This is a genomic window from Mesorhizobium sp. P2_C5_2, assembly GCF_056404535.1.
Genome location: NZ_JBFUDV010000005.1, coordinates 801,312 through 814,340 on the forward strand (window position 1 = coordinate 801,312; position 13,029 = coordinate 814,340).

Here is a 13,029-nt window from a genome sequence, read left to right on the forward strand (position 1 = left end):
CATTTGCCCACATTGCGCTGGTAAGGGCCAACCCTACGCGACGTCCATGGCGTCCGAATGAGTGCGAGTTCGGGAACAATAATGGCAGACAGAACCCAGCTGAGAGTAGCCGACAACAACGACATCGCCGAGGATGATCCGTTCGCGGAACTGACCAGGATCATGGGTTTCGATCCGCGCCAGCCGGTCAAGCCACAGGCGCCAGCCGTCGAGAAGGTTGCGGACGAGGGCGACTTCGACATCGACCTCGAGAAGGAGTTGATGGGCGAATTCGGCGACGACGTTGCTTCTGTCGAGCCCAATCAGCCTGCCGCCGAGATTCACGAGCCGGCTTTCGAAATTGCCGACGCTGCGATGGACGACGCGCTTGCCGCTTCTCTGGACCATGATTTCGTCTTCGAAGATGCCGCCGATCATCATTTTGGCACTCCCCCGCAGGCCGCGGCTTCTGCCGTCGAACCTTCGTTTGCTCAGCCCGCATTTAACGAACCTGCATTCGACGACGATTTCGACACTGCCGTCGCCAGCTCGCTGGAGAACGTGTCGCCGCTCGAAGACGATCTGCCGATGGACGACGAGCTTGCCGCGTCGCTCGAGCAGGGATTGCTGCTCGATGACGATGCGACCGATGACGTCGCCCATAGCGTCGATGTCGCCGAGGTTGCTGCTGCGCCTGCCGATGACATTGCATTCGACGATGATTTCGACAATGCCGTCTCGATGTCGCTGGAAGACGAGCTGACGCTGGACAGTCATGTGCCGGCGCAGGACCAGTATGCCGCTCCGGCAGCCGAGGCGCCGGTCGTCGACGCCGGCGACCACGCTGTTGCCGACGAGGATTTTACCGGTCATTTCGACGACGCGATGGCCGATGTCGACATGGATTTCGCCGCGCAGGATTTCGAGCCTCAGGCTTTCGAAGCTCAGCCTGTTGAAGCCGAGGATCCGGAAGAGCGCGATCTGGATGTCAGCGATCTGGAGGCCAGCGCGCCGGTTGAGATCGATGCGCCGGAAGGCGATGAGCTGCTGGCCTGGACTGCGGAGGCTCCCACTGCGGAGGCTCCCCATGAGACTGCGCACGAAGCATTTGACGATTTCGACCTGAGCATCGACGACGCGGTTGCCGACCACGAGCCGGTTGCTGAGATCGACGCCGCTCCGGTGCAGCCAGCCCCGGTCGAACCCGCCTATGTCGCGCCCGCTATTGTGGCGCCCACCGCTGTGGCGACCCCGGCCGCGCCGGCCGCTGACGAACGGACTTTGGAAGATGAACTCAACGCGCTGCTTGGCGCGATGACCACACCACGGCCGGCGCCAATCATCGAGCCCACAAGGGCCTATGAGCCTGTCGTGCCGGTGCAGCGGCCCGCTGCGGCGCCGGCGGCTCCTGCCGACAATCTCGACTGGGACCTGGACGAACACGCGCCTGCGCAGGCTCCTCAAGCCGCCGCGGCCCAGAACGATACCGATTTCGAGGATCTGCTTGCGGGTGAACTCGAGGGTCATGAGCCCGAGATCGAGTTCGACGATCATGCCTTCGATGCGGCCTTGGCCAAGGGCATCGATCTCGGTGATGACGGCACGTCCGAACGCTCCGCTGATGATTGGCGCTCGACGCCGCCGGAGCCGGCGCGTTCGTGGAGCCGCGTGACCCCGACCCCCGCGCAGCCTTCCTTTGCAGCACAGCCTTCTTTTACAGCACAGCCGCAAGCTTCTTTTGCAGAAAAGCCTTCGATGCCGCCGGCGGCAGCGCCAACCTATCGCGACCAGCCGGTCGCTGCTGCCTATGTGGCACCGGCGCCATCGCGCCAAGCGCCGTCTCAGGCTTATGACGAGATGCCGGATGTCGAGACGGTCGATGTGCCGGAGCGCGTCGTGGCGATTGCCGATGACCTCGATATTCCCGAGCTCAACTTCCAGGAAGACGAGCCGGCGGCCTACGACGATATCGACGCTGAATTCGCCGGCCTGCTCACCGACATGAACGCGCTGGAAGTGGCGCAGCAGCCGCCTGCGGCCACGCGCAGCGCCGCTTATGACGACGATTCCTACAGCTCCGGCTTCACTTCTGGCCATGAGCTCGACCAGCGCGCCTATGCGGCGCGGCCGGCAGAAGCGCCCGCCGCCGCGGCGCAAAATACCTATGCCGCCGGTGGCTTCGACACGGACGATCTGCCGGGCAGCCAGCCGGTTTCGCAGGCTGACGATTTTGCGGTCGACGAACTCGACTACGATCCGGATCTGGACGAGGCGATGGCGGTGCCGGGCCTGTCCGAGCAGGAAGCTGCACGGCCGCGCAGGAGCGGGCTGTTTATTGCAGCTGTCGTCGGCGCGGTGGCAATTGCGGGCGGTCTTGGCGCCTTCGCCTTGTCCTTTGGCGGCAAGGGCGGCAGCGACGCTCCCGTGATCGTCAAGGCCGACAACACCCCGATCAAGGTCAAGCCGGAAAATCCGGGCGGCGCCGTGGTGCCGAACCAGGACAACAAGGTCTATGACGCGGTGGCCAAGGGCACCAAGCCGGCCGAGCCGGTGCAGGAAAAGCTGGTCACCAACACCGAAGAGCCGGTTGATGTGAAGGCGAAGGAGCCGGAAAGCCGCGTCGTCGACCTGTCGCCGGACGATACCGATGCTGCCCCGGGCACCGACGCTGCCGGCAATCCCGATGCTGCAGTCAATCCCGACGCGGCTGTCGCGCCGGCGCCAAAATCCGAAGACCGCATCGCGCAGGTGCTGCAGGAAGCCGACAAGAACCCCGATACAGTCGCCGTTGCCCCGCGCAAGGTGCGGACCATGGTGGTCAAGCCTGACGGCTCGCTGGTGGCGCGCGAGGATCCGGCGCCGGCCGCGCCGCAGGTTGCGGCTGCCGAGCCGCTTGACCCGGCGCCGCAGCACGTCGCTCCGTCAGCCGATGCCGAGCCGACCGGCACCGTGGCGCCTACCGCCGATCAGGCAAGCGGCGACCAGGCTAGCACTGAGCCCGCCAAGCCGGTCAAGCCGGTGAAGCCGGCGGCTGCACCGAAGGCTGAGGCGCAGTCCGCCAATACGCCGCAGACGGTTGCCGTGGCGCCGCAGCGCCCGTCCGACCAGCCGGTCGATGTGGTCGGCGAGGTCAAGCCCGACCAGGTTGCCTCCATTCCGGCGACGGCTTCGACATCAGGCGGCGGTTCGTGGTCGATGCAGATTGCTTCGCAGCCGACGGTCGAAAGCGCCCAGGCCAACTATGCAGACCTGCAGCGCCGCTATGGCAGCGTGCTGGCGGGCCGCACCGCCAACATCGTCAAGGCCGAGATCGCCGGCAAGGGCACTTTCTACCGCGTCCGCGTCCCGGCGCAGTCGCGCAACGATGCGATCAACCTGTGCACCAGCTACAAGGCTGCTGGCGGCAACTGCTTCGTGTCGCGCTAGAACCTGACCAATCATCAAAGCCGGCGCGTTCCCAAGGGGTCGCGCCGGCTTTTTCATGTGGATGGGCGAGGGGTTCAGGCGCTTGTGGCCCGGGGTGATTCCCTTTGACGGCGCGAAGCCCTAAACTCCTGGGATGACCGAATCAAAATCCATGATCCTCGGCTGTGCCGGGAAATCGCTCACTCGCGACGAAATACGTTTCTATCGCAATGAATGCCCGTGGGGCTTCATCCTGTTTGCGCGCAACATCGGCGAGACCGAGCAGATCCGCGATCTGGTCGCCGAAATGCGCGACTGCATCGGGCGCCCCGATGCGCTGGTGTTCATCGACCAGGAGGGCGGAAGGGTCCAGCGCCTACGGCCGCCGCTGGCGCCGAACTATCCGGCCGGCGGCGCTCTCGGCGCATTGTGGCGTAAAGACCATGACGCCGGCAACCGCGCCGCCTGGCTGATGGCGCGGCTGCACGCCTTCGACCTTTTGCGCTACGGCATCTCGGCCGATTGCCTGCCGGTGCTGGACGTGCCGATCGAGGGCGCCAGCGACGTCATCGGCGCGCGGGCCTACGGCAAGGAGCCGCGCCCGGTTATCGAGCTTGGCCGCGCGGCGGCGGAAGGGTTGATGTCGGGCGGCGTGCTGCCCGTCATGAAGCACATTCCGGGCCATGGGCGCGCCTTTGCCGACACGCATTTCGAACTGCCTGTTGTCAACGCCTCGCTGAGCGACCTGCAACGGCATGATTTCGCCCCGTTCCGGGAGCTTAGCCATCTGCCGATGGCGATGACGGCGCATGTCGTCTACAGCGCCATCGATCCGAACAACCCGGCGACCACGTCGGGCAAGGTCATCGACGAGATCATCCGCCGCGAGATCGGCTTCGACGGGCTGTTGATGAGCGACGACACCTCGATGAAGGCACTTTCTGGGGATTTCCCGACAAAGGCGGCCTCGATCCTTGCGGCGGGCTGCGATCTGGTCCTTCACTGCAATGGCGTTTTCGAGGAGATGGCGGGCATCGCATCGCGAACCACAGGACTTGAAGGCACGTCGCTGGAGCGGGCAAAGCGGGCGCTGACCTATATACAGGACCACGACCGGGCCGACGAAACCGAGATACGCGCCGAGTTTGCCACCTATTTCGACGCGGTGGCCTAGACAGGAGACAAAGGGGCAAGTGGCGGAAACATTGGACAGCAAGGCTGCGAAGGCCGCACCGATGGACCGTCTGTGGGCCGAGAACGACGATTCACGCGTCACGGGCGATCCGTCGCTGGTTGTCGACGTCGCCGGCTTCGAAGGTCCGCTCGACCTTTTGTTGCACCTTGCCCGCACCCAGAAGGTCGATCTGGCGCGCATTTCGATCCTGGCGCTGGTCGAGCAATATCTGACCTTTGTCGAGACGGCGAGGGCGCTGCGGCTAGAGCTTGCCGCCGACTATCTGGTGATGGCGGCGTGGCTAGCCTTCCTCAAGTCGAAGCTTTTGATCCCCAAGCAGCCCGGCGAGGAAGGCGAAAGCGGCGAGGAGTTGGCGGCGGTGCTGCAGTTCCGGCTGAAGCGGCTGGAAGCCATGCGCGACGCCTCGGCAAGGCTGGTCAACCGCAACCGGCTCGGCCGCGACGTGTTCGCGCGCGGCATGCCGGAAATGGTCATCGTCGAGAAGCGCAACGCCTATTCGGCCTCGCTCTACGACCTGCTTACCGCCTACGCCCAGCAGCGCCAGAAACATGCGATCACCAATGTGACGATCGCACGGCGCGGCGTGTGGTCGCTCAAGGACGCGCGCGACATCCTGGCCCGGCTGATCGGCTCGCTGCGCGACTGGACGGCGCTGGACGGCTTCCTGATCGATTATCTGACCAGCCCGGAAGAGCGGCGCACGGCGATTGCCAGCTCGTTTGCGGCGTCGCTGGAGATGGTGCGCGAAGGCAGCATCGAGATGCGGCAGGACCAGGTGTTCGCGCCGCTCTATCTGCGCGGCCGCGCGCAGCCAATCAAGGCAGTCGAGGTGGCATCATGAGCGAACGCGCCAACGCTTCGGTCATTCCGTTCAAGGTCGAAGAAGAGACGGAGGAGGGCATTATCGCCCAGGACCCGACCGAGACCCACAATTCGTCCCAGAACTCGCCCATGAATCCTGGCGAGCGGCTGCATATGGCGGAAGCTGTGCGCATGGCCGAGGCGATCGTGTTCGCCAGCGCCGAGCCGGTCAGCGAAAAGCAGCTCGCAGCCAGGCTGCCCGACGGCATCAACATTGCCGCTGCCATGGCCGAGTTGCAGCAGATCTATGCCAGGCGCGGCGTCAATCTGGTGCGGGTCGGCGATGCCTGGGCGTTCCGCACCGCCGGCGATCTCGCCTTCCTGATGAGCCGCGATACGGTCCAGCAGCGCAAGCTTTCCCGCGCGGCCCTCGAAGTGCTGGCGATCATCGCCTACCACCAGCCGGTGACGCGCGCCGAGATCGAAGACATCAGAGGCGTCGAGACCTCGAAGGGCACGCTCGATACGCTGCTTGAGACGGAATGGGTGCGGATGCGCGGCCGCCGCCGCACGCCGGGCCGCCCGGTCACCTACGGCACGACGGACACTTTCCTCGACCATTTTGCGCTCGAGGAGATCCGCGATCTTCCCGGCATGGACGAACTGAAGGGCGCAGGGCTGCTTTCCGGCCGCATTCCGTCGAATTTCGCCATTCCGCTGCCGCCTGCCGATCCGGATGCGCTGACCGAGGACGAGGATGCGCTGACCGACATCGACCTCGAGGAACTCGGCCTGTTGACGCCACGCGTCACGGAAGATTGACCGCAAGCCGCTGTCAAAAAGCTGCATTGCTGCTGTACATGCGCCGATTGGTAGCGGACCGCTTTGCCGAAAATGCGTGACATAAGCCGCGCCTTCATAAACTTTGTCGCGGTTGTGTTTGAATCCCAACGCGAAAACGCATAGATCATCGCCAGGGAAAACATTCGAGAGAGAGTTACAATGGGTTCATTTTCGATTTGGCACTGGATGATCGTGCTGGTGATCGTGCTGTTGGTGTTCGGCCGCGGCAAGATTCCCGAGCTGATGGGCGACATGGCCAAGGGCATCAAGAGCTTCAAGAAGGGCATGGCCGACGACGACACCGCCGATGACAAGCGCACCGTCGAGCATCGCCCGGACGAGACCGTTTCGGCAGTGAAGGAAAAGGCCAGCAAGAGCTGAGCCCAAGGTTTCTAGTCGGAACAGATTGCCATGTTTGAAGTCGGCTGGACCGAAATGCTGGTGATCGCGATCGTCATGATCGTGGTCGTCGGGCCCAAGGATTTGCCCAATATGCTGCGCACCTTCGGCCGCACGACGGCGAAGCTGCGCGCCATGGCTTCCGACTTCCAGAAGCAGTTCAATGAGGCGCTGAAAGAAGCCGAACTCGACGACGTCAAGAAGTCGGTCGATACGCTCAGAAGCCTCAATCCGGCAGCCGAGATCCGCAAGCAGCTCAATCCGTTCGAACAGGCGGCTGCCGATGTGCGCTCCGGCGTCGATGCGGTGATGAAGCCGAAGCCTGCGGTTGATCCCTCAACGCCGGCGGCCGAGACGCCGCAGGCAGCCGAGCCGCTCAAGAACGGCGCGACGGTGATGCCCGGCGTGAGCGCGCCGGACGCCGTCCCGCCAGCGCCGATCTTTCCGGCCATGACCGACGAGTCCGTAGTGACGCCGGCTGCTGCAACGCCAGCGCCGCGGAAGGCGCCTGCAAAGAAGGCAGCGGCACCGAAGCAAGCCAACGCGCCGGCAACCAGGACGGCGGTAACCAAGGCAGCACCGGCAAAGGCTACACCTGCGGCTAAAGCTTCGGCCAAGCCGTCAGCCGCGGCCGCCAAGGTGGCGCCGGCAAAAGCCGCCAAATCAGCTGTTGCACCAAAGACTGCCGCAAAGGCTGACCCGAAATCTGCGCCGGGCAAGAAGCCGGCAGCCAAGAAGACGGCGGGAGCCGCCAAGTGAGCGTTTCGGACACCGAAAAGGACGAGATCGAGAAATCGTCGGCTCCGCTCATGGAGCATCTGATCGAACTGCGGCGGCGGCTGATCTGGTCGATCGGCGGCTTCTTCGTCGCCTTCCTCGTCTGCTTCTTCTTCGCCAAGAAGCTGTTCAACCTTTTGGTTGTCCCGTTCAAATGGGCGACGCAATGGGCAGGCCTCGATCCGCACAAGGTCGAGCTGATCTATACGGCGCCGCAGGAATTCTTCTTCACGCAGGTCAAGCTCGCCATGTTCGGCGGCATGGTCATCGCATTTCCGCTGATCGCCACGCAGATCTACAAATTCATCGCGCCCGGCCTCTACAAGAACGAACGCAACGCCTTCCTGCCGTTCCTGATCGCCTCGCCGATCCTGTTCCTGATGGGCGCGTCGCTGGTCTATTTCTTCTTCACGCCGATGGTGATGTGGTTCTTCCTCGCCATGCAGCAGGCCGGCACCGATGACCAGGTGCAGATCTCGCTGCTGCCGAAAGTGTCGGAATATCTCAGCCTGATCATGACGCTGATCTTCTCCTTCGGCCTGGTGTTCCAGCTGCCGGTGGTGACCAGCCTGATGACGCGCGTCGGCATGCTGTCGTCCAAGGCGCTGGCCGAGAAGCGCAAATGGGCGATCGTTATCGCCTTCGTCGTCGCAGCCGTGCTGACGCCGCCCGATCCGATGAGCCAGATCGGCTTGGCCATCCCGACGATCCTGCTCTACGAGGTCTCGATCTGGGCGGCCCGGCTGATCGAGCGCGATCAGGTCAAGCAGAAGCTGGCGCGCGAAAAGCAGGAAGCTGCCGAAGCCGTGGCGGAAAAGGCAGCGAAAGCGTCCTCAACGCAGACTCCTTCCTAGACGGCAGGCCTCGGGCGGCTGCGCCGGCCGAAAAACGCGGCAGTCGCTGAACGCTCGTCTTGCATCGATCAAGGATGCGGTTTACCCCCTCAGGCCTTATCCTGAGGACGAACCAACCATGCTTGATATCAAATGGATTCGCGACAACCCGAAGGCCCTTGTCGAGGCGCTGGCCAAGCGCTCTTGGTCGGCTGACGAGGCGCAGTCCACGGTTGATGAGCTGATCAAGAAGGATGAGGCGCGGCGCGAGCACGTCACCGAATTGCAGACCAAGCAGGAGCGCCGTAACGCTGCCTCCAAGGAGATCGGCAACGCCATGCGTTCGGGCGATGCGGCTTTGGCCGAAAAGCTCAAGGCCGAAGTCGGCGACATCAAGACCTTCATCCAGAATGGCGAGGCGCGGGAGCGCGAACTCGACAAGGCGCTGAACGACGCGCTGGCGGTGCTGCCCAACGTGCCGCTCGACGACGTGCCGGTGGGCAAGGACGAGCATGACAATGTCGTCAAACGCACCGTCGGCAAGGTGCCGACGCGGCCGAACTGGGTGAAGGAGCATTTCGAAGTAGGTGAAGCGCTCGGCATGATGGATTTCGAGCGGGCGGCAAAGCTCTCGGGGTCGCGCTTCACCGTGCTGAAGAGCGGGCTGGCGCGGATGGAACGCGCCATTGGCCAGTTCATGCTCGATTTGCACACGACCGAGCACGGCTATGAGGAAATCATCCCGCCGCTAATGGTGCGCGACGAAGTTTTGTTCGGCACCAATCAGTTGCCGAAATTCGAGGACGATCTGTTTTTCGTCCAGCATGGCGAGGGTCGGCTCGGGCTGATCCCTACCGCCGAGGTCCCGCTAACCAACCTTGTGCGCGAAGAAATCACCGCGCATGAAAAGTTGCCGCTGCGCTACACCGCGCTGACGCCGTGCTTCCGCTCGGAAGCGGGCTCCGCCGGGCGCGACACGCGCGGCATGCTGCGCCAGCACCAGTTCTACAAGGTCGAGCTGGTCTCGATCACCGACCAGGAGTCCTCGATCGCCGAGCATGAGCGGATGACGCAATGCGCCGAAGAGGTGCTGAAGCGGCTGGAACTGCCCTTCCGCACCATGGTGCTGTGCACTGGTGACATGGGTTTTGGCGCGCGCAAGACCTATGACATCGAGGTCTGGCTGCCCGGCCAGAACGCCTATCGTGAGATCTCGTCCTGCTCGGTCTGCGGCGATTTCCAGGCCCGGCGCATGGATGCCCGCTACAAGGACAAGGATGGCAAGGGCAACCGCTTCGTCCATACGCTGAACGGCTCGGGCACCGCCGTCGGCCGCGCTCTCATAGCTGTCATCGAAAACTACCAGAATGAAGATGGCAGCGTAACCATTCCTGAAGTGCTGCGGCCTTATATGGGCGGTCTGGCGAAGATCGAATCGAAATAATGCGCATTCTTCTGACCAATGATGACGGCATCCATGCCGAGGGCCTGGCGTCGCTCGAACGCATCGCCCGCACGCTTTCGGACGATGTCTGGGTGGTGGCGCCGGAGCAGGACCAGTCCGGCTACGCGCATTCGCTGTCGATCTCGGAGCCGCTCCGGCTGCGCAAGATCGGCGAGAAGCATTATGCCGTGCGCGGCACGCCGACCGACTGCGTCATCATGGGCGTCAAGAAGATCCTGCCTGAGCCACCCGACCTGATCCTGTCGGGCGTCAATTCGGGCGCCAACATCGCCGACGACGTCACCTATTCCGGCACGGTCGCCGGCGCCATGGAAGGCGCGTTGCTCGGCATCCGCTCGATCGCGCTCAGCCAGGGCTATTCCTATGTCGGCGAGGACCGCGTCGTTCCCTACGAGACCACCGAGACGCTGGCGCCGGCGCTGCTGAAGAAGCTCGTTGCCATGCCGCTGCCGGACGGCGTGCTGCTCAACGTCAATTTCCCCAACTGCCTGCCCGAAGAAGTCGCCGGCACCGTGGTCACCTCGCAAGGCAAGCTGGTGCACAGCCTGTGGGTCGACGAGCGCCGCGACGGGCGCGGCCTGCCTTACTACTGGCTGCGCTTCGGCCGCGAGCCTGTGGAAGGCAAGCAAGGCACTGATCTCCACGCACTTCGCAACCGGCTGGTGTCGGTGACGCCGCTGCAGCTTGACCTCACCGCCCATGAGATCCGCGACCAACTGACCAAGGCTCTGTCCGAATAAGGTTTGGCATGAACAAGGTTTTTGCATGAACTTGCCGCTCGACGACCGTGAGGGTTTTGCCGCTTTCCTGCTGCGCCTGCGTGGCCGCGGCGCGGTGCCCAAGGCGCTGATCGCCGCCTTCGAGGCGACGCCGCGGCGCGGCTTTCTCAACGGACAATACCATTCGATCGCCTGGTCGGACGGCATGCTGCCGATCGAATGCGGCGAGGCGATCGAGGGCGCCGATCTGCAGGCGACGGTGATCGCATCGTTGGCAATAGAGCCCGGCAACCGGGTACTCGAGATCGGTACCGGCTCGGGCTATACGGCGGCGGTGATGTCGCGACTGGCGGCGCGCATCGTCAGCGTCGATCGCTACAAGACGCTGGCCGAACAGGCGAGGCAACGCTTCGAGGCGCTCGGCATCGGCAATGTCATCGTGCGCCAGGCCGACGGCTCCAACGGGCTCGCCAATGAAGGGCCGTTCGACCGCATCGTCGCCTGGGCGGCTTTCGACACCCTGCCGCGCTTCCTGCTCGAGCAGCTGTCGAGCGGCGGCATCGTCATTGCGCCGATCGGGCCGGAGGAGGGCGAGCAGGTTCTTGCCAAGCTGACCAAGGTCGGCAGCCGTTTCGAGCGTGAGGATATCGGAACCGTGCGCCTGCAGCCGATCCTGCGCAGCGTCGCGGCGGTGATTTGAGAACGGGTATCGCGTGCTTCGAAGATAATGCAGAATCCCGTCGTTTCGTCATCCTAGGGCGGAGCAAGGAGCGAAGCGACGCGGCGCAGACCCTAGGATCCATGCCGCGCCGGCAAGGCATTGCTACGGCACAGAAATTTTGCTCCGCTACGTTCTTCGGCAAATGTCACGGAATGGATCCTAGGGTCTGCGCGACGGAGCTTCGCTCCTGCTACGCCCTAGGATGACGAAGTTGACGATGACCTGAATCTCAACGCACCTTCGGCGGCTCGAAAATGTTTTAAGAAAATTTGCGTCTGATTCTATGGGGTTAACCCGCCAGTAACATTAACGCGCTTTAATCATGACCAGTGTGTACCGGGTCTGTGCGGGTTAGTGCGATGCAATTCAGTGTTTTGAAGGCAAACGGGCGTACTCTGTCGCGGGGTTGCGCTGTCCTCATGCTAGCCGGAGTGGCAGCGGGATGTAGCTCCCAGGCCTCACGGTTCAACGGTGTCGACGACGTCTTCACCTCCTCGACCAACAATCAACGCGCCATCATCGACAAGCAGAGCAACGCGCAGCCCTATCCGGGCGATGTGGCAGCCGAGCCGATCGCTGCAGCACCGGTCGATGGCAGCCATAGCCAGTCGGTCAGCCGCTCCAGCCTGGAGCCGGTCACCGTCCAGCAGTTGCCGCCGCCAAGCCAGCCCAAGGCTGCTCCGATGCGCACCGCCTCGGCGCCTGCACTTGCGCCTGCACCGCATGTCGACAGGACGATGACGACCGGCACCGTGCAGCCGGCAAGGCCATTCAAGAATGCTGGTGAGCCCGATGCGCCAAAGCCCGCCGCTGGCGGTACGCCGCATGCCACAGAGATCGTGGTCAGGGACGGTGAGACCATTTCCGGCATTGCCCAGCATTATCATGTGCCGGCCGACGTGATCATGAAGGTCAACGGCCTGAGCGCCACCAAGGGATTGAAGACCGGCCAGAAGCTGGTCATCCCGGCCTATGCCTATTCGAGCAAGGGGACCGAACCGAAACTTGCCAATGGCAAGCCGGCGAACAGCCCCAAGGCACCGGCGCCGGAGAAGGTCGCCGTGCTGCCGCAGCAGCCGAAACTCAAGGACGGCAAATCCGCTGCGCAGGTCGATGCCTCCGCCGCGAACAAGCCGAAGGCCGACAAGCCGGCGCAGCAGATGGCTGCGGCCGCACCCAAGGCCGGCGCGGGCACCTATACGGTCCAGCAGGGCGATAGCCTGTCCTCGATTGCACGCAAGACCGGCGTTGGCGTCGTTGCGCTGAAGCAGGCCAACGGCATGCAGGACGGACTGCTCAAGATCGGCCAGACGCTGAAGGTTCCGGCCGGCGGCACGGCAACGGTCGCCAGCGCCAAGCCGGCAAAAGTCGATCCGGTGACGACGGCCGCCACCCAGCCGGCGGCGAAGCCGACGGAGACGCTCGCCACCTACACGCCGCCGAAGAAGGACACCAAGGTCATCCAGCAGGCCGAGGACGACGACGCTGTGGCGCCGGACGCCACCGGCATCGGCAAGATGCGCTGGCCGGTGCGTGGCCGCGTGATCTCCAGCTTTGGTGGCGGCAAGGATGGTGTCGACATCGCCGTGCCGGAAGGGACGCCGGTCAAGGCGGCCGAGAATGGCGTCGTCATCTATGCCGGCGACGGCCTCAAGGAATTCGGCAACACGGTGCTGGTGCGCCACGAAAACGGTCTGGTCACCGTCTACGGCCATGCCAGTTCGATCGAGGTGCAGCGCGGCCAGAAGGTCAAGCGCGGCCAGGAAATCGCGCTGTCGGGCATGAGCGGCACCACCGACTCGCCGAAACTGCACTTCGAAGTGCGCAAGAACTCGGCCCCGGTCGATCCGTCGGGCTATCTCGAATAGTCGCGCTATCTCGAATAGAACAAT

The 13,029-nt window shown here is 63.8% G+C and carries 11 protein-coding genes; all 11 read left to right on the top strand.

All coding sequences use genetic code 11. The features are described 5' to 3' along the window. Positions 1-81 precede the first annotated feature (81 nt). The 11 genes from AC1D1B_RS22345 to AC1D1B_RS22395 all read left to right on the top strand — a co-directional run bounded on the left by AC1D1B_RS22345 (position 82) and on the right by AC1D1B_RS22395 (position 13,005). The gene (locus AC1D1B_RS22345) at positions 82-3,405 is read left to right on the top strand and encodes an SPOR domain-containing protein (RefSeq protein WP_477334558.1); all 3,324 of its coding nucleotides are present in this window, start codon (positions 82-84) and stop codon (positions 3,403-3,405) included. Between the two features lie 133 nt (positions 3,406-3,538). Then, the gene (nagZ, locus tag AC1D1B_RS22350; protein ID WP_477334559.1) at positions 3,539-4,558 is read left to right on the top strand and encodes a beta-N-acetylhexosaminidase; all 1,020 of its coding nucleotides are present in this window, start codon (positions 3,539-3,541) and stop codon (positions 4,556-4,558) included. Between the two features lie 61 nt (positions 4,559-4,619). Next, positions 4,620-5,420: a segregation and condensation protein A gene (locus AC1D1B_RS22355; RefSeq protein WP_477265667.1), complete on the top strand. Its 801-nt coding sequence runs from the start codon at positions 4,620-4,622 to the stop codon at positions 5,418-5,420. Further along, positions 5,417-6,202 carry an SMC-Scp complex subunit ScpB gene (scpB, locus tag AC1D1B_RS22360; RefSeq protein WP_477334560.1) on the top strand — a complete coding sequence of 262 codons (786 nt, stop codon included), beginning with the start codon at positions 5,417-5,419 and terminating at the stop codon, positions 6,200-6,202. The genes AC1D1B_RS22355 and scpB overlap by 4 nt, the downstream gene beginning before the upstream one ends. A 180-nt stretch (positions 6,203-6,382) precedes the next feature. Then, positions 6,383-6,604, top strand: a complete 222-nt coding sequence (locus AC1D1B_RS22365; RefSeq protein WP_023667688.1) for a twin-arginine translocase TatA/TatE family subunit — start codon at positions 6,383-6,385, stop codon at positions 6,602-6,604. Between the two features lie 30 nt (positions 6,605-6,634). Next, positions 6,635-7,381, top strand: a complete 747-nt coding sequence (gene tatB, locus AC1D1B_RS22370; RefSeq protein WP_477334561.1) for a Sec-independent protein translocase protein TatB — start codon at positions 6,635-6,637, stop codon at positions 7,379-7,381. Beyond that, the gene (tatC, locus tag AC1D1B_RS22375) at positions 7,378-8,253 is read left to right on the top strand and encodes a twin-arginine translocase subunit TatC (RefSeq protein ID WP_477334562.1); all 876 of its coding nucleotides are present in this window, start codon (positions 7,378-7,380) and stop codon (positions 8,251-8,253) included. The genes tatB and tatC overlap by 4 nt, the downstream gene beginning before the upstream one ends. A 118-nt stretch (positions 8,254-8,371) precedes the next feature. Beyond that, positions 8,372-9,676 carry a serine--tRNA ligase gene (gene serS, locus AC1D1B_RS22380; protein ID WP_477334563.1) on the top strand — a complete coding sequence of 435 codons (1,305 nt, stop codon included), beginning with the start codon at positions 8,372-8,374 and terminating at the stop codon, positions 9,674-9,676. After that, positions 9,676-10,437 (top strand): 5'/3'-nucleotidase SurE, encoded by a 762-nt coding sequence (gene surE / locus AC1D1B_RS22385; protein WP_477334564.1) that lies wholly within the window; start codon positions 9,676-9,678, stop codon positions 10,435-10,437. Before serS ends, surE begins: the two co-directional genes overlap by 1 nt. 25 nt (positions 10,438-10,462) lie before the next feature. Then, on the top strand, positions 10,463-11,116 hold the full coding sequence (locus AC1D1B_RS22390; protein WP_477334565.1) for a protein-L-isoaspartate(D-aspartate) O-methyltransferase: 654 nt from the start codon (positions 10,463-10,465) through the stop codon (positions 11,114-11,116). 380 nt (positions 11,117-11,496) lie between these two features. Further along, complete coding sequence (locus AC1D1B_RS22395; RefSeq protein WP_477334566.1) at positions 11,497-13,005, top strand: peptidoglycan DD-metalloendopeptidase family protein; 1,509 nt, start codon at positions 11,497-11,499, stop codon at positions 13,003-13,005. The last annotated feature ends 24 nt before the right edge of the window (positions 13,006-13,029 follow it).

Coding starts and splice junctions, on each gene's coding strand:
- AC1D1B_RS22365 (WP_023667688.1), top strand. CDS start 6,383: ATGGGTTCATTTTCGATTTGGCACTGGATGATCGTGCTGGTGATCGTG.
- serS (WP_477334563.1), top strand. CDS start 8,372: ATGCTTGATATCAAATGGATTCGCGACAACCCGAAGGCCCTTGTCGAG.
- AC1D1B_RS22390 (WP_477334565.1), top strand. CDS start 10,463: ATGAACTTGCCGCTCGACGACCGTGAGGGTTTTGCCGCTTTCCTGCTG.
- AC1D1B_RS22395 (WP_477334566.1), top strand. CDS start 11,497: ATGCAATTCAGTGTTTTGAAGGCAAACGGGCGTACTCTGTCGCGGGGT.
- surE (WP_477334564.1), top strand. CDS start 9,676: ATGCGCATTCTTCTGACCAATGATGACGGCATCCATGCCGAGGGCCTG.
- nagZ (WP_477334559.1), top strand. CDS start 3,539: ATGACCGAATCAAAATCCATGATCCTCGGCTGTGCCGGGAAATCGCTC.
- tatB (WP_477334561.1), top strand. CDS start 6,635: ATGTTTGAAGTCGGCTGGACCGAAATGCTGGTGATCGCGATCGTCATG.
- scpB (WP_477334560.1), top strand. CDS start 5,417: ATGAGCGAACGCGCCAACGCTTCGGTCATTCCGTTCAAGGTCGAAGAA.
- AC1D1B_RS22355 (WP_477265667.1), top strand. CDS start 4,620: ATGGACCGTCTGTGGGCCGAGAACGACGATTCACGCGTCACGGGCGAT.
- AC1D1B_RS22345 (WP_477334558.1), top strand. CDS start 82: ATGGCAGACAGAACCCAGCTGAGAGTAGCCGACAACAACGACATCGCC.